Below are 21,987 nucleotides of genomic sequence, written 5' to 3'. Positions count from 1 at the left end.
CAACATCGTAGGGAGTTCAGCATTGGCAACGCCGAGCTGCCTACGACCGTTTGTGTTTCCTCGAGATTGCTCTCAAAGATCCTCATCGATCTCGTCATGCAAGAGGCCGAGGATGCGGCGCTTGAGAGCGATGAACTCGGGTTCGAGGATCACATCCATCGAACGCGGCCTTGGGATGTCGACCTTGATCTCGGCCTTGATCTTGCCGGGCCGGGCCGTCATCACCAGGACGCGATCGCCCAGGACCAGTGCCTCGTCTATATCGTGAGTAACGAACAGCACCGTCTTTTGCTGCCGCTCCCAGACGCGCAACAGCAGTTTTTGCATGGTGCCGCGCGTCTGACTGTCGAGGGCGCCGAAGGGTTCGTCCATCAACAGAACGGCCGGATCGTTGGCAAGGGCGCGCGCGATCGCCACACGCTGCTTCATGCCGCCGGAAAGCTGGGCGGGGTAGTGGTCGGCAAAGGGCGCGAGGCCGACTTCGTCGAGATACTGGTCGACGATCTGCTTGCGCCGCCCCGCCGGCAGGCCCTTGCGCTTGGGTCCATACTCGATGTTGGCGCGCACGGTGAGCCAGGGGAACAAAGTGTAGCTCTGGAACACCATGCCTCTGTCGGGGCCCGGTTCGATCACTTCCCTGCCATCGACCTTGATGCTGCCCGAAGTCGCGTCATTGAGGCCGGCCGCAAGGTAGAGCAGGCTCGATTTGCCGCATCCCGAAGGGCCGACGATGACGCAGAATTCGTTCTTGGCCACCTTCAGCGACACATCGTCCAACGCCAGCACGCCGTTGGCGTCGCCGTAACGCAATGTCACGTCCTCAACGGCCATCGTCGTGCCGGTCGAGCGCGGATCGCCGGTCGTCGCGGCCGTGCCGGCCAGATCGTTCGCCTTGATGGTCTCGCTCATTGCTACCCTTGATCCGACTGCGGTTTGCGAGCTTGCGTTCAAAATCAGGATGCCCATGGCGCGACCCTGGCCCTGATAACACGGAACGCCGTATCGGTGATAAGGCCCAGAAGCCCGATCGCGGCGATTGCCATGAAGATCACATCGACCTGGAAGCCTCGCATCGCCTTCAGGCTGATATAGCCGAGGCCGCTCGACGCGGCGACGAGTTCGGCCACGACCAGATAGGTCCAGGCCCAGCCCATGGTGACGCGAAGCGTGTCGAGGATGGCTGGAAGCGCGGCCGGGAAAATGACGTGCCAAACCGCTTCGCTGCGCTTGGTGCCCAGAGTGTAGGAGGCGTTGACTAGGTCCCTGGAGACGCTGCGCGCACAGTCGGAAATCATCACGAGCTGCTGGAAGAAGGTGCCGAAGAAGATGACCGCTATGCGCTGTTCGATACCGATGCCGATCCAAAGGATGAACAGGGGCACGAAGGAGGTCACAGGCAGGTAGCGGATGAAGTTGACCAAGGGCTCCAGCGGCGCCTGCACCACCCGGTAGGTCCCCATCCACAGCCCCAGCGGCACCGAGATCAGCGAGGAGACGATGAAGCCCAGGATCACGACCTTGGCGCTGGTCAAAGTGTGGTAGAAAAGGCTGCCGTCCAGGGACATGCGATAGGTCGTCTGCAGCACGGTTCCCGGCGTCGGCAGGAACATGTTCGGCACCACGCGGCCATAGGACAGCAGCGCCCAGCCGCCGATCACGACCACCCACATCGCCAGCGCGAGTGTCGTTGCCGTGCTGGCGGGAATGTTGGCGAATGGGGTCGTCAGGCGTGTCCACGCCGTCCGCCTCTGTGCCATGGCATGGCCTCCGTTGATTTTCTGAAGCGCGAAGCTCTGGCCTTTTGGGAAACCGGGTTCGGCCATGCGGACCGACCCCGGCTATCCCGGAGGCTCACTGTTCCCTGATGAAATCGGTGTCGAGGATGGTTTTCGCGTCGATCGTCATCTTGAGCTTGCCGGCCTTGCCCCAGATGTCCTGCGCGAAATTCACCAGCTCGGACGCCTCGCTCTTTTCCGGCGTGCCGAAGAATTCCAGGTTGCGATCACGATCGTAATAGCGCACGCCCTTGGCGCCGGCGGCGAAATCCTCGGGCTTTTCGAGATAGCCGCCAATGCCCTTGGCCATGATCTCATAGGCCTTTTCCGGATTGGTCTTGATGTATTCAATCGCTTTGTAATAGCCCTTGACGAGGGCCTTTACGTCCTCGGGATGCTTTTCGATCAGATCGCATTTGAGGGCGATCACATCCACGATTAAGCCAGGGGTGGTCGTGGAATCGATCAACACCTTTCCCTTGCCGCCCTTACGGACTTCGGTAAGGTGCGGCTCCCACGTCACGGCGGCGGGAACCTGGCCGGCGATGAAGGCGGTCGCCGCGTCGTCGGCGGTCATGTTGGTAATGGTAACGTCGTCCTCGGTCATGCCTTCCTTTTTCAGGAGCACGTTGAACCAGAATTCGGAAACGGAGCCCTCGTTCAAGGCCACCTGCTGGCCCTTCAAATCCTTGAGCGACTTGATCTCGGGCTGCGTGACGACGCCATCACCGCCGTGGCTGTCGTCGAGCGCAAGAACGTATTTGAAGCAGAGATCGTCCGAGCGGTACTTCATCAGCTCGTCGACGGTGGCGGCGGCGCCATCGAGATCGCCGCCGGCGACCGCAGCCATGTAAAGCGCTGATTCTTCTATGACCTTCAGGTCGACGTCGACGCCGGCCTCCTTGAAGTAACCGAGGTCGCGGGCAAGAAACAGCGGCCCGTAACCTACCCAGGTCGTCATGCCGAGACGGATGGCGCCCGCATTGGCGGGAGCTGCAAGTCCCAGGCCCAGCAGGCCTGCGCCGACCGCGCCCATCAGGCAGTTTCGAAATGTCTTCATTGTCGTGGTTCCCCTATGGCTGTTGCCGGCATCGGCCTCATTCTCGCGGCCTATGCCGGTTGCGTTTCGGCAGCCGCTCTTGTTTGGGCGTCGCCTCCCAGCGAGCCTTGCGTGTTCTAAGGTTCGCAACAGAGCATCCGGGCCGGATCGCAAAAAGAAGTCTTTTTCTGCCCATTGCTTCGTCGAAACCGAAGCGGCTTGATAGCCGATCGGCGGACTGGCTCTGGACCCTGGCTGGCCCATTTTCCGCAGGGTCGCCGACAGAAGCAGCCTCGATGGCACGGCGGTGGAAAAGACAAGCGCCTCGTGCGCGAACTCGCTCCTGCGGGGCACAGGAACCGACGAGGGCGGCCGACGTTTTCGCCAGATGAACGAAGCTGCCCGCACGGGATTGGAGAGCCTGCCGAAACGCAGGCCCATCGGACTGGAGCCAAGGTGGAACTGAACGGCGGATGTCTTTGCGGCCGGATTCGCTTCAACGTCACAAGCGAACCGAGAGTGCACTATTGCCATTGCGATATGTGCCGGCGCGCGACCGGAAGTGCATTCGCGGTCCTGGCGTGGGTGCCTTCGCCAGACCTGACCTGGATCGACGCCACTCCCGCCTATCGCCGATCTTCACCGATCGCCCAAAGGGGGTTCTGTCCTGCCTGCGGATCGCCGCTCACCCTTGCCTATGACGTCTCGCCCGGGGAAATCGCGCTGCATGTCGGCACATTCGACGACCCAGCGCGGTTGGAGCCTCGCTACAATTACGGATCAGGGCAGCGGCTTGGCTGGGTCTGCTGCGGCGTGGACTTGCCGCGCCGCGAAACCGAGGAACGCTGGTAGCTCTGAAGGCAACGCGGATCGCTGGCCGAAAGGGTGGAGATGGATGCGATGAGTATTTTTTATCGGGCGGCCAAGATTGCGGAGCAGGCGCATGCATCGCAGCACGACAAGACAGGAGGACCCTATATCGACCATTGCCGTCGAGTGGTAGACGCCGTCGAAACGATAGACGAGAAAGTTGTCGCCTATCTGCACGACGTCCTGGAAAAAAGCGAAGGCTGGAGCCGGGCCAAGCTCGAGGAGGCGGGCTTTGGACCGACGATCGCCGCTGCGGTCGATGCCATGACACGCAGAGAAGGCGAGGACTATTTCGCATTCGTACGCCGGGCCGCATCGAACCCATTGGCGCTGCCGGTAAAACGGGCGGATCTCACCGACAATATCTGGCAATCACGGCAGATCGGAGCATCCACGGCCAAGTATGAAGAAGCATTGCGCATTCTTGACGACGAGTTCAGCAAGTGAATGCCGGAATGCTGGCGGCAATCGCGTCATCGCATCCGACAGGCGCCACTGGTCGATGCCCTGTAGTCGCGCGATGCTAAGATGCATGGGTTACGGAAACCAACTCGTTTGGTAATTTTCGTACCAACGTTTTTTCGTGACACGCTGGATGGGTGGTTTTATGAATTGACGACCGATCCGCGTCCGGCATGCCTTCTGGTGCGCAATGACTGGCCGCCTTCGGATCGCTTCCAAGGTGACGCCCATGCGGGAATTGCCGAAAGACATTGACGCAGATGTGGTGATCGAAATCAGCAGATTGCTGGACGACAGCGCGCTTTTCGCGCCTGTCCGCGTTCATGAACTCACAGCAAGGGTAAGGCAGAAAGTGAAGACGGGGTTGCCGGATCGTTCGATCGAAGAGTTGATCGTGGAAATGGCTTCCTTGCGTCGATTGGCCATGGCCTTTGAACTGCCCGGATCGGAAAATGTGGTCCAAATTCCACAGCGGCTCCCACGCTGACCCGCATCAAGGTCACGCGCTGCACCGGCGGTCAGAAAAAGCGATGCCTCGAACACCTGGGCGCCCGCCTCATTGCGCACCTTGCCGGTATCTTGACCAGCTCGCGATCCGGCAGTTCATCGCGAGCGACTTCCTGCGAAATGCGAATGGCTTCCGCCCTCGCCTGTTCTCGCGATTCAAACGGCTGGCCATCGTCGTCGGGTACGAGGCCGTCACCGTTATAGAGATAGAAATGACACCGTTTCATTTTCGGGGCAGCCTTGGACACCTCTAGCGTGCTAATACCTGGCGACACTGGTGGTTCCCGCTCCGGCGCTTGCGCCAGAATACGCGCAGGCTGCCGATGATAGGGTCCGCCATCTTCCGAAGGCCTAAGGTCCGGCTGCTATCCTTGCGTCCAGGACATCTGGCGATCGGCGTTTCAACCCCGATCGCCTCGAGGCTATGATGTTAGAGTCTCTCTATCTGCAACTCGGCCAACACGACACTTTGTCGGACGTCGAGAAGGTCTTGTTGGCCGAAACGGTTGTTTTCGGACGCGAGTTCGAAAAGGGGCAAGATGTGGTCAAAGCGGGGTCCCGGCCAACCTATAGCACCATGCTGCTGGATGGCCTGGCGGCACGCTACAAGGTGCTCGAGGGCGGCGGTCGGCAGTTCACGTCCTTGCAGGTGCCCGGCGACTTCGTCGATCTCCACGCCTTTTTGCTCAAGACCATGGATCACGGCATCATCGCGCTGTCGCCTTGCCGGGTGATGTACGCGGATCACAACAAGCTGAAAGCTATTACGGAACAGGCCCCTCATCTGACCCGGCTGTTGTGGCTCGATACGCTGGTCGATGGCGCCATACATCGCGAATGGATCGTGGCAATGGGCCGCCGCTCTAGGACCTCGCATCTGGCCCATCTCATCTGCGAACTGTTCGTACGCCTGCAGGCGGTGAAACGCACCAACGGAATGAGCTTCCACCTACCGCTGTCACAGACTGAAATGGCCGACGTGCTTGGGTTGTCGGTCGTGCACATGAACCGGGTGATCGGCGGCTTGAAAAAGATCAAGGTAGTTAACTGGACGAACCATATGGTCACCATTCTGGACTGGGACCAGCTTGCCAGGCTTGCCGAGTTCGATCCTACCTATCTGAGCATCAACAACGAACCGAGATGAGCAGCCTTAAACTCAGTTACGAGGCGGATTGCTCCACCAACTCAAGCGGCCCGGGTTACGAGCGGGCCTTGTCCTTCCCTACGGGTGGATAGCGCCTGATTTGGCGGCAAGCCGGTCCAGCAGCTTGCGCGCTTCATCGATACGCGCGCCGCATGTCTTCAATATCCGAGCGAAGATCGGCAATCTGTGCCGCCGCCCTCCGTTGATATAGGCGCGCACTTTCATTGAGGAAGTGGTCAGGTTCCCACGGGTCCATCGCTATCAGATCCGTTGCGCACCAGTTCGAACGTCACCTTTACCGTAACGAGGGGTTTGCTAGCACCAGCTCGGACATGCAAGCCAACTTCTCGGAAATTGCCGTCAGGCATCTGGTCCTTTACTATTTCGAGCAACGCCTTTGCCGCCTCATCCTCAGCTGCCTCCAAGCTCGGAAGCTCGGTTCCTTCAGTGTCCGGGAAGGAGGTTCCATTGTCGACTAGATCAAAATAATAGCGCGCCATCATTGCCGAACAAGGCGGCGCGACCTTTGTTCCCCTCGACCTAGCCGTATCGCGCGTGCCGGTTAACGCATACTTTGAATCTTCAGTAGAGGTTACGCCGCCGGTAACAGCGTGAGGATCAACTGGCCAGGGTGTCACGTACCGGCTTCCTGCGTATACAATCCGATAGCTACCGAGATGCGGTCACGCGCCAGACCGTGTTTCCGACATCGTCCGCAATCAACAGCGCGCCCGCCTTGTCGACAGCAACGCCCACGGGTCGCCCATGTGCCTTGTTGTCACTGTCCAGGAAACCGGTGATGACGTCCTGAGGCTTGCCGTTGGGATGACCTCCATTGAACGGTATGAAAACGACCTTATAGCCGTTGAAGCGCTTACGGTTCCAGCTGCCATGTTCGCCGACAAAGGCGCCATTGCGATAGGATTCGGGCAGATTCGTGCCGGTGTAAAATGCCAGGCCCAGGGGCGCGACATGGGAGCTCAGTGCATAGTCCGGAGCGATCGCCTTGGCGACCAGGTCCGGCCGCTGCGGCATCACCCGCGGATCGACATGCTGGCCATAGTAGCTGTAGGGCCAGCCATAAAACGCGCCGTCCTTGACCGAAGTCATGTAGTCGGGAACCAGATTGGGGCCGAGTTCGTCGCGCTCGTTGATGACGGCCCACAGCGCTCCGCTCAGCGGCTCCCAACTCAAACCGTTGGGATTGCGCAGCCCGCTTGCGAAAATGCGCGAACGGCCTGTCGCCCTGTCGACCTCCCAGATCGCGGCGCGATCCTTTTCCGCCTGGATGCCGTTCTCGGTGATGTTGCTGTTGGAGCCGACACCGACATAAAGCAGCGATCCGTCCGGACTGGCGACGAGAGACTTGGTCCAATGATGATCGATCGGGCCGCCGGGCAGAGGCGTCAGCAGGGTGCCTGGCGCGGTGATCTTGGTATCGCCGGATGTGTAGGGATAACGCACGATCGCATCCGTGTTGGCGACGTAGAGATCGTTGCCGACCAGGGCCACGCCGAAGGGCGAATTGAGATGATCGAGGAATACATCCTGCACGTCGGGCACGCCGTCGCCATTCGTATCACGCAACAGCGTGATACGGTTGCTTCCCTCCGTACCGCCGCCCGACGTCGCCATGGACTCGATCCAGCCCATGATCAGGTCCTTCGGACGCTTGATCGCGGCGCCGGGCGGCGCCACGGACTCGACCACGAGAACGTCACCATTCGGCAAGGTGTAGAGCGAGCGTGGATGCTTCAATCCCTTGGCGAATGCCTGGATCTGCAAACCCTTCGCGACCGTTGGTTTCTCGTCCTGTTTCCAGCCGACGACCGAAGCGACATGCATGGGCGGGACAAGATATTGCGTTGGTTCAGGCAGTGTCGGACTTGGGCCGACCTGGCCGCTCGGGTCTGGGTCGTCGTTGCTGCAGGCTGGCAATGCCAAAAGCGATCCGCACAACAGACCGAACCCAAGGGCACGCCGGACGTGAGTGTTCGAAACCTGCAGGGCGTTCATTCGACCACCTCCACGCGAGTGCGGCCGGTGCTCCATCCCAGCAACCGCACGAGAACCAAGACGATCACGGCCGCCGCGGAGAGGATGAGTCCTGCCGGCACGACCGACGTCCACGCGTCGCGGCTGTGCACCAGCGCGTTGAAGAACGACAGCACAAGCACCACCAGGCTGCCGAGCAGATAGGCTCCGTGCGTACGGAGAATTCGACGGGTGAAGAGATCGAAAAGCGCCGCAAGCACCGCAAGAGCGCCCATCACGAGGCCGGCGAACAGCAGCCATGCGGAAAAATCGGCCCACATCATCTCCGCGGTTCGCCAATAGGTGAGGTCAGTCAGCAGCGCACCGATGAAACAAGCATTGGCGACCGCCATCGGTGTCCGATGGATGGGGCGGCCGACGACCACCGGTATCGATCGCGAATTGACCATGGACCTTCTCGCCCTGCTCCGGATGGCATCTGGGCTTCAAACAAACCTGGAGTTGAGATGTTCCGGGAACAGTTTGCGTTCAAGGACTTGTGATTGCCCTGACCAAGGGCGATCGCCGTCGGCGGTGAATGGCGCGAAGCGCGCCGGCATCGTCAGCGCGAGATTAAATTCGTACGTTTCTTACCAAACCTTGGCCCTTTATTGTCAGTCATTGGCAGAGGACTAGATTGACCAGGCGGCATCCCCAAATCATGCCGCAGTGGCCGATGCGGGCTTAGGCAATGTGCCGTCACTGGCATTGTCGCGTCGGCCACTCCCGCAATGCATGCAATACCCGCCATGCAATGCCGACATGATGGCGGTCAGGTGGGCGGACGGTCCTGCCTCGAAGGGTTCTTTGAACCGAGGTCCCCGACCAGCCGACGGTATTGCAGTTCGGGAGGGCCGTAAGATTCTCGTGCCAGCGCCACGAGACCTTTCCGATCCCGGATGGTAATTTCGCCGCGGCGGGCACGGATGTAGCCATGGCTTTCTATTGTCTGAAGCCCCACGGTAACTCCGGGGCGCCTGACGCCCAGCATGACGGAAAGGAATTCGTGGGTTATCATAATCCTGTCGCCGACGGTCCGGTCACTGCACATCAGAAGCCATCTCGCCAGCCGGACCTCCAGGCTGTGTCGTGCGTTGATCGATGCCGTGTAGCTCGTCTGGACGTGGAGATACTGGACGTAGCGCAACAGGAACGGCCGCAAGGTCGGGCTCTCTTCCAAGGCTTCGACAAACGGCGAGGCGCTCATCCGTATCGCTTCGCTCGTCGACTGGATGTAACAATCGAAGCTTGCCAGGTCGTCGCCCATGATCAGCGCCGAACCGGTCATGCCTTCGAAGCCGATTATTCCCACCTCTGATTCCGCCGTTCCCGAAGTCTTGGCGACGACCGATGCGATGCCACTCTCCAGGAAATAGACAGCTTCGATCTTTTTGCCTTCGATCTCCAACGGCGAGCGCAATTCCAGAAAAACACTTTCGAGATGAGGCCGCAGCCGCTCGAAATCGGCCGCGCTCATTCGGCGCAACAACTCGCTCTTGGCCTGCAGAATCTTGTGATCCACGAGACGCTCTCCACTTGGGCAAGAGCGCTGGGATCTCTCGGCCGGCCGCGCCCCTCGAACGAGCGGACGGTGGCAAAACATAAACCGTCCCACCCGGCCAGCACTAGGCAGGCGGCCGCGTCGGTATGAAACCGACAGTAGCTGCTGTGGACAAACCGTAGGTTTTGTCGGCTATCCATCCTTGGCGAGAAGACGAGCTTCCCTGAGGATCGAGGAGCGGTCGAACCCCACCAGCAACACTATGTCTCGTATCTGCTGTTCCGTAGCGCCCGATTCTCGGGCAAGTGTACGCACGGCTTCGGCCGCTAGACCGGGGCGCTCGGGGTCTTTCGCCATGACATCCTAGCCTCACGCTGGGGCAGGAGTGCGATGGTCGCTCCCAAGCGTCAACGCCCGTATCGTGCTGCTGACGACCTCTTTGTGTACGCCTTCGTACCGAACTTGGCGAATCAATTCGCAACACGCCGGTTCGGGTGATTTCAGCGCGCCTCGTTTGTTCGCCAAAAAATCCTTGCAGATCATGGCTATCGCGCGTTCGGAACGCCGCGCCTGTTTGCTGCGTTTGAGCTTGGATGGCTTTCCACGCAGAGGTGAGACCCCATGTTCGATTGGCTGAAGAGCGGCGCGCCAGAACCGCGCAAGGGCATGCCCAGCCCCCGCCTCGACGAAGAGGCTTTCAAGCGTCGCTATGGCGAACAGTTCAACGATCCGGCGTTCGAGCCCCTGGCCGCCGACATCGAACGAATAACGGAGGTAGCCTGGCAGGCCTACAGGGATTCCAGAAAGAGCCCGCGGACCCGAAAGGCGGGACGTGGCTTTGCCGATCCCGATTACGATCTGGCGGTCGATTGGTTCAAGGCCAGACAAGCAATCGAGCGCGCAAAGCGCATGAATGAGCGGGGCAAACGACGCCGCGTCCTGATCGTGAACGGATCGCCGCGCAGCGAGCACACCTGCCCCGGCGAGATGTCCAAATCCTATCGTTTGGTCGAAATCGCCCGGAAGATTTTCAACACCGGCGGCGCGGAAATCGAGATCCTGGATTTGTCCCGGCTGGCCGCCGAATACGGCCGCAAAATCTACCCCTGCAAGGCCTGCTTCTCCACTGCTGCCGCGCTTTGTCACTGGCCCTGTTCCTGCTATCCAAATCATTCGCTCGGCCAGACGCAGGACTGGATGAACGAGATCTATCCGATGTGGGTTGCTGCCCATGCGGTGATGATCATAACGCCTGTCCACTGGTATCAGGCCACCTCGCCGCTGAAGCTGATGATGGACCGTCTGGTATGCGCCGATGGCGGCAATCCCGATCCTAGTTCCACGCACGGCAAGGAGGCGCGGGAGGCGAAGGCGCTGGAACTCGAGGGATGGGACTATCCCCGGCACCTTGCCGGCCGGCTCTTTTCGGTAATCGTGCATGGCGATACCGAGGGAGCCGAAAACGTCCGGCGCTCTTTATCGGATTGGCTGAAATCGATCGAAATGGTCCCGGCGGGGCCGAAGGCCGAACTCGACCGTTACACCGGTTATTGGAAGCCGTACGCGACCAGCCACGACGACCTCGACGATGACAAGGACCTGCAGGAGGAAGTCCGAAACGCGGCGCGTACGCTTCTGGCCGCGGCGGTTGCTCGGAAGGAGGGCACTTTCGTCGCCGCTGGACAGTCGCTGACCGACCCTCGGCAAAAATGATGTTTGACGGCTTTGCCCTGGAGATCGTCAAGCTTGCGGATGCGATGTTGCGCGTGCGCCATGGTGGGGCTGGCCCGCCAGTGTTGCTCCTGCATGGGCACCCGCGAACCCACACCACATGGCATCGCGTCGCGCCGATACTGGCAAGACGTCACACCGTCATTTGCCCGGACCTGCCGGGTTTTGGGCAATCATCCGTCCCGGCCGATGGCTGGGAAAGCGCGGGATCTTCAAAGCGGGCAAAGGCCGGCATTTGCGTCGCTCTGATGCACAGGCTTGGTTTTGATCGTTTCGCCGTCGCCGGGCATGACCGTGGCGCCCTTACCGCATTCAGGATGGCGATGGATCATCCCGCCAGTATATCGCACCTTGTCGAAATCGATGGCATCCCGGTCCTCGAGCATCTGGAGCGTTGCGACAGCCGCTTTGCGACAGAGTGGTGGCATTGGTTCTTCTTTGCCCAGCCAGACAAGCCCGAGCGCGCCATCAATGTCGATCCGCAGGCGTGGTATGGCGGATCGGCCGAAGCGATGGGCAAAGAAAACTTCGAGGACTACCAGACGGCGATCAACAGTCCGCACGTCGTGCATGGGATGCTCGAGGACTACCGGGCCGCCCTAACGATCGATCGGCGGCACGATGCGGAGGATCGCGCCCAAGGGCTACGGGTCGAATGTCCAACGCTTGTCCTGTGGTCGCTGCGCGACGATCTTGAACGGCTCTATGGTGATGTGCTGGCGATCTGGCGCCCGTGGGCCCGGCACCTGCAAGGCCAAGGCATCGACAGCGGTCACCATGTCGCCGAAGAAGCACCGGACCTGTTGGCGAAGGCCATCCTGGACTTCCTTGCTTGACGGCCCACTGGTTTTGATCTGGCGAAGATGGGACGGGCAGCACAATGGTCGGGCCACGTGCTGCCGGATGACACGCAGCCTTCGTTCCCCGGGAACAAATCTCCCTTTGGAAAATTGTGACGCCGAGGAGAATATCGGAAGCTCCGGGCCGGAAATATCGCGTTGCGACGGAGTTCTCAGCGAGCAGGTATATTGAGAACATTTTGTGACCGAGGGGGGCTCCATGCGGTTCGACAAGGCCGGCTAGACGGCCCCAGGAGTGATCGCGCCAAGGCAAAATGTCGCCGCTTGCCGGGACAGGGGGCCGGCATTGAACGCGCCAAATAGGCTTGGGCAGGGAGGTGTAAGATCGATCCCAATCTGTGGTTCGCCTTTCTCGGCACCGTGATCCTGTTGCAGATGCCACCCGGCCCCGACAGCATGCTGGTCATGGCACGTGGCATCGGGCAAGGCCGTGGCGTGGCGTTGTTCACGGTCGTGGGAATGACATTGGGCGCAGGCACGGTGCAACTGCCGCTGATCGCCTTGGGTGTCTCCTCGCTCCTGCGTGCATCGCCATTGGCATTCGACGCGCTTCGTTGGGCTGGGGCAGCCTATCTGGTCTGGTTGGGCATAAGTTTGCTCTCGGGCACGAAAAGCGATCTGGATGTCGATTGCGTCAAGCGCGTCGGTCCGCTCGCAGCGATGCGGGAAGGTATGATTGCCAACCTCATCAATCCGTGGCCCATGACCTTCATGATCGCGTTCCTGCCTCAGTTCGTCGATCCGAACCGTGGCTCTGTCTGGTTCCAGATGCTGATGCTCGGCGCGACCCAGAAATTGACTGGCGTCTTGGTCCTGGGAACCTATGCGGTTGCTTCTGGTGTGCTCGGCGAATGGGTCATGCGTCGACCCCGCGTGAGACTTTGGCAACAACGGATAGCGGGCTGCTTCATTGTCGGCCTTGGCATTCGAATGGCCGTGGGCGGCGGGGCCGGCAAGTGAAGCGAAAGTCTCCTTCGCAGATCCAACGATGACAAGATCGAAGCAGGTTTCAGACTGGGCATGTTCAGCGAGCGGCGCAGCACGGAAGCCGGATCTCCTGATCGAGTTGGTTGAAACCGGCGGGGATGCCAAGGCAGAAGCGGGCGCTGCTCTCTATCGCTACAATGTGGCCAAGTCCGGCGTCGCGGATCGAATGCCGATCGGCGCCATGGTGCGCGACGCCTCGGGAAAGGTCGTTGGGGGTCTGTGGGGCAGGACTGAGCTTGGACTGTTGTTCCTGGACATGTTTTTCGTGACTGAGGATGTTCGAGGAAAGTCGTATGGCAGCCGGCTTCTGTCAGCCGTGGAAACAGAGGCAAGAAAGCGTGGCTGCGCGCGCGCCGTGGTCGAGACCAGCAGCTTCCAGGCACCCGGCTTCTATGTTCGCCACGGATACGAGGAATTTGGCAGGGTTGAATTTGGCATTCCGGGCACCGCGCGCATCTTCCTGCGAAAAGAGCTCTGAAGACTAGAGCGACATCCCTTTCGCGAGCTGCCTGCGCCGCCGCCAGTCGCATGAGGATGACGGCGGCTCCAGCATCCTCGGCTAGGATTTTTGTTCCGATGGGAGAGAGACCCGTTCCCGTACGGACTGCTCCGTCGTGTCGGCCGCGGACTTGACGATTTCACCAATCTGGTCGGCCACCGTGCCTGCTTGTGTGTCCTGCCGTCCAGCTTCCTGCTTGATCGTCTCATAGGCGTCCGCGGCAACCTGCTTGGCCTGATCGAGGCCTTGCTCGAGCATGGTCTCCGAGGTGTTGCGAAGCTTCTCGCCATAGGCCCCCAGTTGCTCATCCTCCACCGCGGTATGGGGCAACATGGCGCCTATCGCGGCGCCGATGGCGAGACCGACCGCCGCGACCGCGAGGGGCTGATCGTTCAACAGCTCCTGTGCCGAGCGACTGGCTTTTGCAGCCATGTCGCCAGCCGTCGATCCCGCGCTGGCGGCGTTGCTCGTCAATCCTTCGGCGGCGCCGCTCGCTGCGCCCGTTATGGCCGCGCCCACGCTACTTGCAGCTGACGAGAGCGATTCAGCGGTTCCGGAGAGCGTGCTGCCCAAGCCGCCGCCCTCCGCCTCGTCACGCCCGCTGGGCGGAGTAGGCGCCGTATAGCCGGCCGGGCGACGACTGCCGTTCGACGGACCGCTGCCCAGCATCAGCCAAGCCAGACCTGCGCCCACCATGGTCACGGGCAAGGGATTGTCCCTGACCTGCGTTCTCAGATTGTTGAGCATTGCCGAACTCTCTCCTCCGGAGAAGATGCCGGTGAATTCATCCAGCAATTGTCCCGGGGACATCTTGCCACGAATGGATTCGGCGGTCTCCACCACCCTGGCGCGCGCGGCCTCCGCCTCGCGTTCGAGTTCGGCTGCGGATTTCTCGGTCATCTCACTTGTTCCTTGATCACAGTCGCGTCGCGCCTGAGCTGTTCTTGGGTTCGGTCGGGAGTAAGTTCGGAAGGCGCCATGCTTGCCATGCCGGTGCGCAGCAGAATGACGCCAAGAATTGCCACCACAACGCCGACCAACAGGGAGGACCACCCGGCCCCCAGCCCTGCCCGCGTCAATGCGATGACCAGGGCCTGAAGCAGCACGAGCAGAGCCGCGAGCAGGCAGATGGCCCCGCCCAGCACCTCGGCGGCGCCAGCTCCCGTCTTGGTAAACTTTTCAGAGAGCTCCGCCCGCAGAAGCCTGGCTTCGGTTTGCACCAGCGTGGTGACGTTTTGGGCCAAGTCGGTCACCAGGGTCGCGAGGCTGGGATTGTCTTGAGTGTTCATCTGTCTTGCTCCCCATACGGCGTGGCCAGATCGTCAACGCCGCCGCTGAATCCTTGCACACCGTCGGCTGACCAGCCGGCAGCTTCGCCGGTCTGCGAGTTAACATCACCCGAGGCACTTCGAGATGCTTCGGGGCTTCTCGGTGGGGAAGCCTTGATGAATCGACCCAGCGCCAATCCGGCCAATACGGACCCGGCAAGCAGGACACCGGGGTTTTGCCGGCCGAAGGACTGCACATCCTCAAGCACCTGGCCAAACGGCTTTTCTTCCAACGAGGAGGAAAGCCGCTCCAGCCCGCCGGCGGCGTCCAGGGCAAATTTCGACGCGGTCCTTTCATCATTGTTGGCCAGATGCTCGCTGGCAGCGCGCAGCGCGCCGCCCAACGCCGCCAAGCTCGATCCGATGTCGCGCTGCGTCTCCTCCGCCTTGTCCGAAATAACCTGCGTGGCTTCCGTCGCGTAGTCGCCAGCCTTGCGGGCCAGTCCGTCGCGAGCATCGTGAAGCAACTCGCTCGCGCGCTGTTTTTCCCGGCCGAGCCTGTCGGAAACGTCGCTTGTCGCCTTGTCGAAATCAGTGGGTTTACGGCCCTGGCCGTCATTGCGTTGCATGGGTCACCTAGTGAAAACCGAGGAAGGAGAGGATCGCGAGCACGACAACGACGAGGCCGATAAGATAGATGACACCGTTCATGGGCACGTTCCTCCTTGGCAGCCCAACTTCATAGAACCTGCGATGTTCCGTCGGCGAAGAGCTTTTTGCGATCCAAGAGCAATGCAGGAAGAACCGGTCGGGAGCGCCGCCAGTCCGTCATCGAGACGAGCTGCCTCGGTCGAGAGTTGCTTCCAAGTCCATTCCACTGAGCCACCGCCGAAGTGCGCTTGAGAGAAATCGCTGGACCAGGATAGGGTCCACCGTTCCCACCCGAATGGCAGGACGGCAATGACCCATCCTATCGAGACACTATCCAGTCGCGCGCGGCGCTGGGCAGTCGGTTTGACCGAGCAGAAGAGCGTCACCGGCACGGACGGCGAGGCTGCCTTCGGCCCTTGGTTGGCTGCGGAACTCCGAAAGGAGACGGCATTTCAGAACGCGGAGGTCTGGACGATCGAGGTCGGACCTCAGGACGGCCGTCACTGCGTGGCGATGCTCCTGCGCGGCACTGGTCGCCCGACCGTGCTCTTGACCGGTCACTACGACACCGTCGGGACAAGCGATTACGGACAGTTGGAGCCTCTGGCCACTCGGCCCGACGCGCTGACAAAGGCGTTGCACGGTTCCCTCGTCGCCGCGAACGCTCCAGCCGCCATCCTGGCGCACCATGATTTCGCGGGCGGCGAATTCCTTGCCGGACGTGGCCTTCTCGACATGAAGGCGGGCCTTGCAGCGGGGCTGGCCGTATGCGCCGAATTTGCCGAAAGCGCAAAGCCGGCTGGAAATCTGCTTTTCATCGCCGTGCCGGACGAGGAGAACAATTCCGCCGGCGCCCGCAAGGCGGCACAAATGCTGCCTGGACTCTGTAAAGAGCGCGACCTCGATTTGCTCGCGGTGATCAATCTCGATGCGATCGCGGATGATGGCGACGGCAGCAAGGGTCGCGTCATCGCTCTGGGAACCGTCGGCAAGCTGCTTCCAGCCGCCTGCGTGGTTGGTGTTCCCACACATAGCGGCTTTCCCTTGAATGGCCTCAATGCCGGCGCTATCGCCGCGGCAATCGCCACGCGGATCGAATGGGCGCCCGAGCTCACCGACATGTGCGGCACCGGACCCGGCACCCCGCCCAGCCTGCTCGGGATTCGGGACGGAAAGACCGGATATGATGTCACGACACCGCGGACCGCCCATGCCACCTTCAATGTGCTGAGTTATCGCCGAGCGCCCAATGAGGTGCTCGACCGGTTCGACAGCCTATGCGCCGAAGCGGCCTCGCGTCTTTTGCAGGAGCTCCGGCGCCGCGTCTCTGCTCAGCACGAAACAGGTCTGCTTGAGGTGGTGCAATCTATCCCCGTCCATCGGTATGAGACTCTGCTGGCGCGTCTCGAAGAACCGGAGCGGCTGCGGCTCGAAGCTGTTTCTGCTTCGATCGCCGCCGGCGAACAGCCCCTGCCCGAGAAGTGCCGATTGATAACCGAGCAGGCTTGGGAACTCAGCCGCTTGGCCGGGCCAGCCATCGTGACGGGCTTCGGATCGATACCCTATCTGCCGACGAACCTTTCCGCGCAGCCGGCAGCCGCTAGGCTGCGAGCCGCTGCCGTCGAGGTGGCGGACGAGGCAGGGGCTCGCCATGGCAGCGTGGTCACGTGCGCGGACTATTTCGCCGGGATTTCGGACATGAGCTTCTTTGGCGAAGCGGCCGAATCCTCCCTCGACGTCGTCGCCCGCAACACGCCAGCCTGGAAAGACAGCGTGCGCTGGCCTCTCACGCGAGCCCTGGCCAACATGCCGACGATCAACATCGGTCCGTGGGGACGCGATTATCACACGCCGCTGGAGCGATTGCATGTCGGCTATGCGTTCGACGTCCTGCCGCAGCTCATTCGCGATGTCTGCGCCATGCTCCTTCGGCCCGACGCGTCCTGACAGGCACGAACGGCACAAGCGGATGCGGCCGCATTTGGCCGCCGCCTTCTGCCTGTGACGATGACTATTCGGCTGCCTTCCTGTCGAACATCTGCTCACTCTGCGCACCAGAGCTTGGCCGTGGCGGCGAGAGCATTGGCTCCTCGCCCATCGGTGCACCGGGCAACAGGGAGAACTCGCCCTTGCCGTCCATCGACGGGCCTTCGCTCCAGCGTCCCTGCGCCGGTGCGACACCTTCGACGAAACAGTTGATGAACGCATAGGATACGTCTTGATGCTCTTTCTCCCGCGGGAAGGAATTGGGCACCGGCAGAGACGCGGTCAGGCCGCCCATGTCCTCGATCGCCGCCAGCCACTGCTGCTGATGCATGGTGTCGCGCGCGATGAGGAATGACAGCATGTCCTTCATTCCGGCATCGTTGGTCATGTTGTAGAGGCGGGTCGCAAGCACGCGCCCGCTTCCTTCCGCGGTGACGTTGGCGACCATATCGGCGGCAAGATTGCCGCTGGCATAAACATGCGAAGCATTGAAGGGAACACCGTTGGAGTTTTCCGGCAGGGCGGCGAGCCCAGTCGACAAGATATGGCGGAAATTCATCCCGTTAAGGACAGAGCCTCCGACCGCATCGGATGAAACGTCCTCCTGCAGTGAAAGCGGTGCCCCTTCGAGATTGAGCGCGACCGCGGTCGCCAGCATCTCGATATGGGCGAGCTCCTCGGTGGCTGTGTTCAACAGCAGGTCGCGGTACTTGGCCGGTCCACGGCACCCCCAGGCTTGAAAGAAATACTGCAAGGCGACACGAATTTCGCCTTCCACTCCGCCTATGGCCTGCTGTAAGGCGCGAGCAAAGATTGGGTTCGGCGTCTCGACTTGAACCGGGAACTGCAATTTCTTGTCGGTGTAATACATGGCTGACTCTCCGTTTGAAGTCAGCCGAACCTCAGCCCGGAAGCATTGTTCCGCCCGAGCAGGCGTTTAATTTGGGAAGAACTGGCAGCGGATCGTCTAGGGTCAGCGGAAACTCAATTGCACGACGAAGACGACCGGTCGAACACGGTCGTGCCGGCCGGCAGGCAGGGATCATGCAACCTTGGAAAACAGAGCCACGTCACATCGGGCCAAGCCGTAGCGCCACCGGTGGTCGGTCGCGGCAACCCGGCTTTGGTAAAACAGTGAAAGCTGGCTGCCTTCGATCATCACCGTTGAATGACCGTTCTCGCCCGGCTGGCCTGGCTCGAGCACCGGCCCTATCGACACGTAAGGTCCGGCAACCTCGTCAGCGATGGCGAAAAACACGCGCTGACGATTCCCACGAAGGCCATTTGGAAGAAAACAAGTGGCGTTCAGGAGCACTCGGCCATCCGGCAACTCGACCAGTTGGGCACCTTCTATGCCCCATTCATAGTCGGGATCCTCTCTCGTATTGTGATGAGGGACATCAGCGTGATCGAGGATCTTGCCGATCCGCTTCCACGGACCGAACCACGAATCGGACTGGCTGCGAGCGAGATAGATGTCGGGCTGCGGCACTCTGTTGAATTTCGGCATGGCAGAGTAAACGAGATAGCGCTTGCCCCCAATGACCGCCGGGTGCGGATCGTAAATGCCATCCTCCTCCGTGTCGGGGATGGCGAGAATGGCCGGGCTGAGAACCACCCAATGGAAGCCGTCGTTGGAAACCGCATGCTCGCAGCGGCCACCGGATTTCATGAACTCGGTCTGGATGAACATATGGAAGACGCCACTTTCGTGGATGACGCCCGGAGCCGCGACCCCCGTCCCGTTGATGGGAAGCTCGATCGCCTCGTGCTCGATCCAAGGCCCATAGAGGTCGGGCGCCGTCGCGTGCAGGATTCTCCACGTCTCGGTCGTCACCGTCCCGCTAGAACCGAAGACATGCCACAGCCTGCCATCGAAGACGGGGCATGGGTCCTTGAGGTCATCCACGCTTTGCGGATGGAACAGCGGAAACACGTTGGTGTCGAAATCGATCTTCATCTTAGCCCCGGAATTTGCCCTTGCCCCGGACGCGCCCAATGCCGCGGGCGAATCAAGTTGATGTCCGGGATATTTTATAGCCAGCAAGTGCAACGCAAATACGGCAAAGGCGGTTCTCCACCAGCAAACCTCGTCGGGGGCAGTTCGATGACCCGCCATTTGAGACAGCCAGTCTGCCTCCGCGCGGCCGGCGCTTTGCATTCGTCCAATCCGAAGCGGCGACCGAGCTCTCGTTTCACCTTGGAACAACTCACCTACCCGAAAGTTAGGAGCTGAAACTGAAGTCTAGTTGTCCCCTCATCCACGATTAACAAATGTTAGTCGCAACATAAACGACCGTCTATAAAAGGAATATCTCAATGGAAGCAGCCTTTGGCAGGGTAATGGTCAGTAAACAAGCTGACAGGCAAAATCTACTGGTTTGCTTCTCCCATTTAAGGTGGAATTTCGTTCATCAACGCCCGCAGCATATCCTCACTCTCGCATCCATGCAGCAGAGAGTTGTCTACTTTGAAGAACCTGTTTTCGAAGAACTGGCGCAGCCGCTATTGCGGACGAGCGAGGCCTCGCCAAACATTCTGATTGCGACACCAGTGCTCCCGGTCGGCACGTCGGCCGCGAAAGCAGACGCCGCGCAGCGGAGATTTGTTCAGCAGACAATCGCTTCTGTGCCGCACAGCCGGCTGATCGCATGGTATTACACGCCAATGGCTCTTCGTTTCACGGAGTACCTCCAGCCGGACATATGCGTCTATGATTGCATGGACGAACTCTCGGCGTTCAAGAATGCGCCGCCCGAACTGAGGCAGATGGAGAAGGCGCTTCTGAACCGCGCCGATCTTGTTTTCACCGGCGGCCTGAGCCTGTTCGAGACCAAGCGCCACCTGCATCACGCGATCTATCCCTTTCCGAGCAGCATCGATGTGAACCACTTTCACAAGGCCAGGAAGCCGGGAAAGGACCCAGCCGATCAGGCCGGCATTCCTCACCCGAGGGTCGGCTATTTCGGCGTCATCGACGAGCGGCTGGACGTCGACCTCGTGGCCCAGGCGGCGGAGATCATGCCGGACGTGCATTTCGTCATGCTTGGCCCGGTGGTCAAGATCGATCCTACAAGCCTGCCGCAAGCCGAGAATCTTCACTGGCTGGGCGGGAAAGCCTACCGCGATCTGCCCGACTACCTGCGCCACTGGGATGCCGGCTGGATGCCGTTCGCCCTCAATGAAGCGACCCGCTTCATCAGCCCGACCAAGACGCCGGAGTTCCTCGCGGCCGGGCTGCCGGTGGTCTCGACGGCGATAGTCGACGTGGTGCGCAGCTACGGCGCTGCCGGACTGGTGGAAATCGCCGACAGCGACGATCTGGAAACCAAGCTCCGCTCGGCTCTTTCGCGACCGCGCCAGATGCTCCGGCGACAAGTCGACGCCTACCTTGCGGATACCTCCTGGGAGCGAACATGGAATGCCATGGCAGCTCACATCGAGCGCGCCCATGAACGCAAGAAAATCGTCCCTCTTCGCAGGAGCGCTTAGCCATGTTCGACTGGCTGGTCGTCGGGGCGGGTTTTGCCGGCAGCGTGCTTGCCGAAAGGATAGCCTCGCAGCGTCACGAAAGCGTCCTGCTGGTCGATCGTCGCGGCCACGTGGGGGGCAATGCGTATGATTGCTATAATGAAGCCGGCATCCTGATCCACCGCTACGGTCCGCATATCTTCCACACCAACAGCCAGGCGATCGTGGACTACCTGTCGCGGTTCACCGAGTGGCGGTCATACGAGCACAGGGTGTTGGCGGCGGTGGACGGGAAACTCGTTCCCATCCCGATTAATCTCGACACGATCAACAGCCTTTATGGGCTGGACCTGACCTCGGCCCAGTTGGAGGAATTCTTTGCGTCGCGACGCGAGACGGTAGAGGACGTTCGCACGGCCGAGGATGTCGTTGTCAGCACGGTGGGCCGCGAGCTCTACGAAAAATTCTTCCGTGGCTACACTCGGAAGCAATGGGGCGTGGATCCCAGTCAACTGAGCAAATCGGTGACGGCACGAGTGCCGACCAGGACCAACCGTGACGACCGCTATTTCAGCGATAGCTTCCAGAAAATGCCGGCCGGCGGATACACCAGGATGTTTGAACGCATGCTCGACCATCCGAACATCAAGATCATGCTGCAGACCGATTTCCGCGAAATCCGTGAGAAGATCCCGTTCAGGCGGATGATCTATACCGGTCCAATCGACGAATATTTCGGGTGGCAGCTTGGGCATCTTCCCTATCGCTCGCTGCGTTTCGAGCACGTCACCCTGGACCGCGAGCAGTTTCAGCCGGTTGCGGTCGTCAATTATCCGCAGACGCAAGATTACACCCGCATCACGGAGTACAAACATTTGACCGGCCAGCAGAACGCGCGGACCAGCCTGACTTACGAATATCCGACGGATATCGGGGACCCGTACTACCCGGTGCCGCGAGCCGAAAACGAAGCGCTCTACAAGCGCTATGAAGCGCTCTCCGCAACCTGTCCCGACGTGTGGTTTGTCGGCCGCCTGGCAACATACCGCTACTACAACATGGACCAGGTGGTCGGACAGGCCCTGGCTACTTTCGCTCGCATCCAGAAAAGTCTGCCGGAATGGGCGGGCACCGGAAGGACGCCCCTAGGCGGACTGGCGGTGAGTTCTCCCGCACATGGGAGCTGAATTGGCGCCGGC

The 21,987-nt window shown here is 60.7% G+C and carries 25 protein-coding genes; 11 read left to right on the top strand and 14 right to left on the bottom strand.

Going from position 1 to position 21,987, the window contains the following annotated elements; genetic code table 11:
* Window positions 1–72: 72 nt before the first annotated feature.
* The 3 genes from AC3CB8_RS12200 to AC3CB8_RS12190 form a co-directional block, all read right to left on the bottom strand.
* Window positions 73–831 carry an ABC transporter ATP-binding protein gene (locus AC3CB8_RS12200; RefSeq protein WP_023771394.1) on the bottom strand — a complete coding sequence of 253 codons (759 nt, stop codon included), beginning with the start codon at window positions 829–831 and terminating at the stop codon, window positions 73–75.
* A gap of 122 nt (window positions 832–953) precedes the next feature.
* Window positions 954–1,757, bottom strand: a complete 804-nt coding sequence (locus AC3CB8_RS12195) for an ABC transporter permease (protein WP_023771395.1) — start codon at window positions 1,755–1,757, stop codon at window positions 954–956.
* Between the two features lie 94 nt (window positions 1,758–1,851).
* A complete protein-coding gene (locus AC3CB8_RS12190; protein ID WP_352562842.1) occupies window positions 1,852–2,835 on the bottom strand; it encodes an ABC transporter substrate-binding protein in 984 nt (327 codons plus the stop codon).
* A 306-nt stretch (window positions 2,836–3,141) separates the two neighbouring features.
* On the opposite strand from AC3CB8_RS12190, the gene AC3CB8_RS12185 reads away from it, so the two are divergent.
* From AC3CB8_RS12185 to AC3CB8_RS12175, 3 genes are all read left to right on the top strand, one after another.
* Window positions 3,142–3,666 (top strand): GFA family protein, encoded by a 525-nt coding sequence (locus AC3CB8_RS12185; protein ID WP_352562841.1) that lies wholly within the window; start codon window positions 3,142–3,144, stop codon window positions 3,664–3,666.
* A 48-nt stretch (window positions 3,667–3,714) separates the two neighbouring features.
* A complete protein-coding gene (locus tag AC3CB8_RS12180) occupies window positions 3,715–4,131 on the top strand; it encodes an HD domain-containing protein (RefSeq protein ID WP_023771398.1) in 417 nt (138 codons plus the stop codon).
* A gap of 244 nt (window positions 4,132–4,375) precedes the next feature.
* Window positions 4,376–4,633, top strand: a complete 258-nt coding sequence (locus AC3CB8_RS12175; protein ID WP_023771399.1) for a hypothetical protein — start codon at window positions 4,376–4,378, stop codon at window positions 4,631–4,633.
* A 31-nt stretch (window positions 4,634–4,664) separates the two neighbouring features.
* Here AC3CB8_RS12175 and AC3CB8_RS12170 read toward each other — a convergent pair whose 3' ends face one another.
* On the bottom strand, window positions 4,665–4,880 hold the full coding sequence (locus tag AC3CB8_RS12170) for a DUF6894 family protein (protein ID WP_435052983.1): 216 nt from the start codon (window positions 4,878–4,880) through the stop codon (window positions 4,665–4,667).
* A gap of 200 nt (window positions 4,881–5,080) precedes the next feature.
* Here AC3CB8_RS12170 and AC3CB8_RS12165 point away from each other — a divergent pair, with 200 nt between their 5' ends.
* A complete protein-coding gene (locus AC3CB8_RS12165) occupies window positions 5,081–5,800 on the top strand; it encodes a Crp/Fnr family transcriptional regulator (RefSeq protein WP_023771400.1) in 720 nt (239 codons plus the stop codon).
* Between the two features lie 236 nt (window positions 5,801–6,036).
* Here the strand turns inward: AC3CB8_RS12165 and AC3CB8_RS12160 are convergent, their stop codons facing one another.
* From AC3CB8_RS12160 to AC3CB8_RS12140, 5 genes are all read right to left on the bottom strand, one after another.
* Window positions 6,037–6,300, bottom strand: coding sequence for a DUF6894 family protein (locus AC3CB8_RS12160; protein WP_023782466.1), 264 nt, complete (start codon window positions 6,298–6,300; stop codon window positions 6,037–6,039).
* Between the two features lie 169 nt (window positions 6,301–6,469).
* Complete coding sequence (locus AC3CB8_RS12155) at window positions 6,470–7,816, bottom strand: PQQ-dependent sugar dehydrogenase (RefSeq protein ID WP_352562840.1); 1,347 nt, start codon at window positions 7,814–7,816, stop codon at window positions 6,470–6,472.
* Window positions 7,813–8,244 (bottom strand): DUF2231 domain-containing protein, encoded by a 432-nt coding sequence (locus AC3CB8_RS12150; protein ID WP_023771404.1) that lies wholly within the window; start codon window positions 8,242–8,244, stop codon window positions 7,813–7,815. The genes AC3CB8_RS12155 and AC3CB8_RS12150 overlap by 4 nt, the downstream gene beginning before the upstream one ends.
* Before the next feature lie 362 nt (window positions 8,245–8,606).
* Window positions 8,607–9,356 carry a Crp/Fnr family transcriptional regulator gene (locus AC3CB8_RS12145; RefSeq protein WP_023771405.1) on the bottom strand — a complete coding sequence of 250 codons (750 nt, stop codon included), beginning with the start codon at window positions 9,354–9,356 and terminating at the stop codon, window positions 8,607–8,609.
* A 171-nt stretch (window positions 9,357–9,527) separates the two neighbouring features.
* Complete coding sequence (locus AC3CB8_RS12140; protein WP_023771406.1) at window positions 9,528–9,692, bottom strand: hypothetical protein; 165 nt, start codon at window positions 9,690–9,692, stop codon at window positions 9,528–9,530.
* A 264-nt stretch (window positions 9,693–9,956) separates the two neighbouring features.
* Here AC3CB8_RS12140 and AC3CB8_RS12135 point away from each other — a divergent pair, with 264 nt between their 5' ends.
* The 4 genes from AC3CB8_RS12135 (at window position 9,957) to AC3CB8_RS12120 (ending at window position 13,391) form a co-directional block, all read left to right on the top strand.
* Window positions 9,957–11,048, top strand: a complete 1,092-nt coding sequence (locus AC3CB8_RS12135) for a flavodoxin family protein (RefSeq protein WP_023782469.1) — start codon at window positions 9,957–9,959, stop codon at window positions 11,046–11,048.
* Entirely contained in the window at window positions 11,048–11,902 is an 855-nt protein-coding gene (locus AC3CB8_RS12130) for an alpha/beta fold hydrolase (protein ID WP_023771408.1), read from the top strand. The genes AC3CB8_RS12135 and AC3CB8_RS12130 overlap by 1 nt, the downstream gene beginning before the upstream one ends.
* A 429-nt stretch (window positions 11,903–12,331) precedes the next feature.
* The gene (locus AC3CB8_RS12125) at window positions 12,332–12,886 is read left to right on the top strand and encodes a LysE family translocator (RefSeq protein WP_245273854.1); all 555 of its coding nucleotides are present in this window, start codon (window positions 12,332–12,334) and stop codon (window positions 12,884–12,886) included.
* Between the two features lie 28 nt (window positions 12,887–12,914).
* Window positions 12,915–13,391: a GNAT family N-acetyltransferase gene (locus AC3CB8_RS12120; RefSeq protein ID WP_352562839.1), complete on the top strand. Its 477-nt coding sequence runs from the start codon at window positions 12,915–12,917 to the stop codon at window positions 13,389–13,391.
* Between the two features lie 81 nt (window positions 13,392–13,472).
* Here AC3CB8_RS12120 and AC3CB8_RS12115 read toward each other — a convergent pair whose 3' ends face one another.
* The 3 genes from AC3CB8_RS12115 to AC3CB8_RS12105 are packed head-to-tail and all read right to left on the bottom strand — an operon-like array spanning window position 13,473 to window position 15,309.
* Window positions 13,473–14,312: a hypothetical protein gene (locus AC3CB8_RS12115; RefSeq protein ID WP_352562838.1), complete on the bottom strand. Its 840-nt coding sequence runs from the start codon at window positions 14,310–14,312 to the stop codon at window positions 13,473–13,475.
* Window positions 14,309–14,701 carry a phage holin family protein gene (locus AC3CB8_RS12110; RefSeq protein WP_015316434.1) on the bottom strand — a complete coding sequence of 131 codons (393 nt, stop codon included), beginning with the start codon at window positions 14,699–14,701 and terminating at the stop codon, window positions 14,309–14,311. The genes AC3CB8_RS12115 and AC3CB8_RS12110 overlap by 4 nt, the downstream gene beginning before the upstream one ends.
* A complete protein-coding gene (locus AC3CB8_RS12105; RefSeq protein ID WP_352595000.1) occupies window positions 14,698–15,309 on the bottom strand; it encodes a hypothetical protein in 612 nt (203 codons plus the stop codon). The genes AC3CB8_RS12110 and AC3CB8_RS12105 overlap by 4 nt, the downstream gene beginning before the upstream one ends.
* Before the next feature lie 331 nt (window positions 15,310–15,640).
* On the opposite strand from AC3CB8_RS12105, the gene AC3CB8_RS12100 reads away from it, so the two are divergent.
* Window positions 15,641–17,278 (top strand): M20/M25/M40 family metallo-hydrolase, encoded by a 1,638-nt coding sequence (locus AC3CB8_RS12100; protein WP_352562836.1) that lies wholly within the window; start codon window positions 15,641–15,643, stop codon window positions 17,276–17,278.
* Between the two features lie 64 nt (window positions 17,279–17,342).
* On the opposite strand, the gene AC3CB8_RS12095 is transcribed toward AC3CB8_RS12100, so the two are convergent.
* Complete coding sequence (locus AC3CB8_RS12095) at window positions 17,343–18,188, bottom strand: manganese catalase family protein (RefSeq protein ID WP_023771415.1); 846 nt, start codon at window positions 18,186–18,188, stop codon at window positions 17,343–17,345.
* Window positions 18,189–18,359: 171 nt separating this feature from the next.
* Window positions 18,360–19,277 (bottom strand): glycoside hydrolase family protein, encoded by a 918-nt coding sequence (locus AC3CB8_RS12090; RefSeq protein ID WP_023771416.1) that lies wholly within the window; start codon window positions 19,275–19,277, stop codon window positions 18,360–18,362.
* Between the two features lie 359 nt (window positions 19,278–19,636).
* Between AC3CB8_RS12090 and AC3CB8_RS12085 the strand changes: the two genes are divergently transcribed.
* Window positions 19,637–20,809 carry a glycosyltransferase gene (locus AC3CB8_RS12085; RefSeq protein WP_023782475.1) on the top strand — a complete coding sequence of 391 codons (1,173 nt, stop codon included), beginning with the start codon at window positions 19,637–19,639 and terminating at the stop codon, window positions 20,807–20,809.
* Between the two features lie 2 nt (window positions 20,810–20,811).
* Window positions 20,812–21,975 (top strand): UDP-galactopyranose mutase, encoded by a 1,164-nt coding sequence (gene glf, locus AC3CB8_RS12080; protein ID WP_023771418.1) that lies wholly within the window; start codon window positions 20,812–20,814, stop codon window positions 21,973–21,975.
* Window positions 21,976–21,987 lie beyond the last annotated feature (12 nt).

Source organism: Mesorhizobium sp. P160927 (assembly GCF_057766385.1).
Note: the sequence above shows the minus strand (reverse complement) of the source record. Positions and strands in the feature narration are given on the sequence as shown.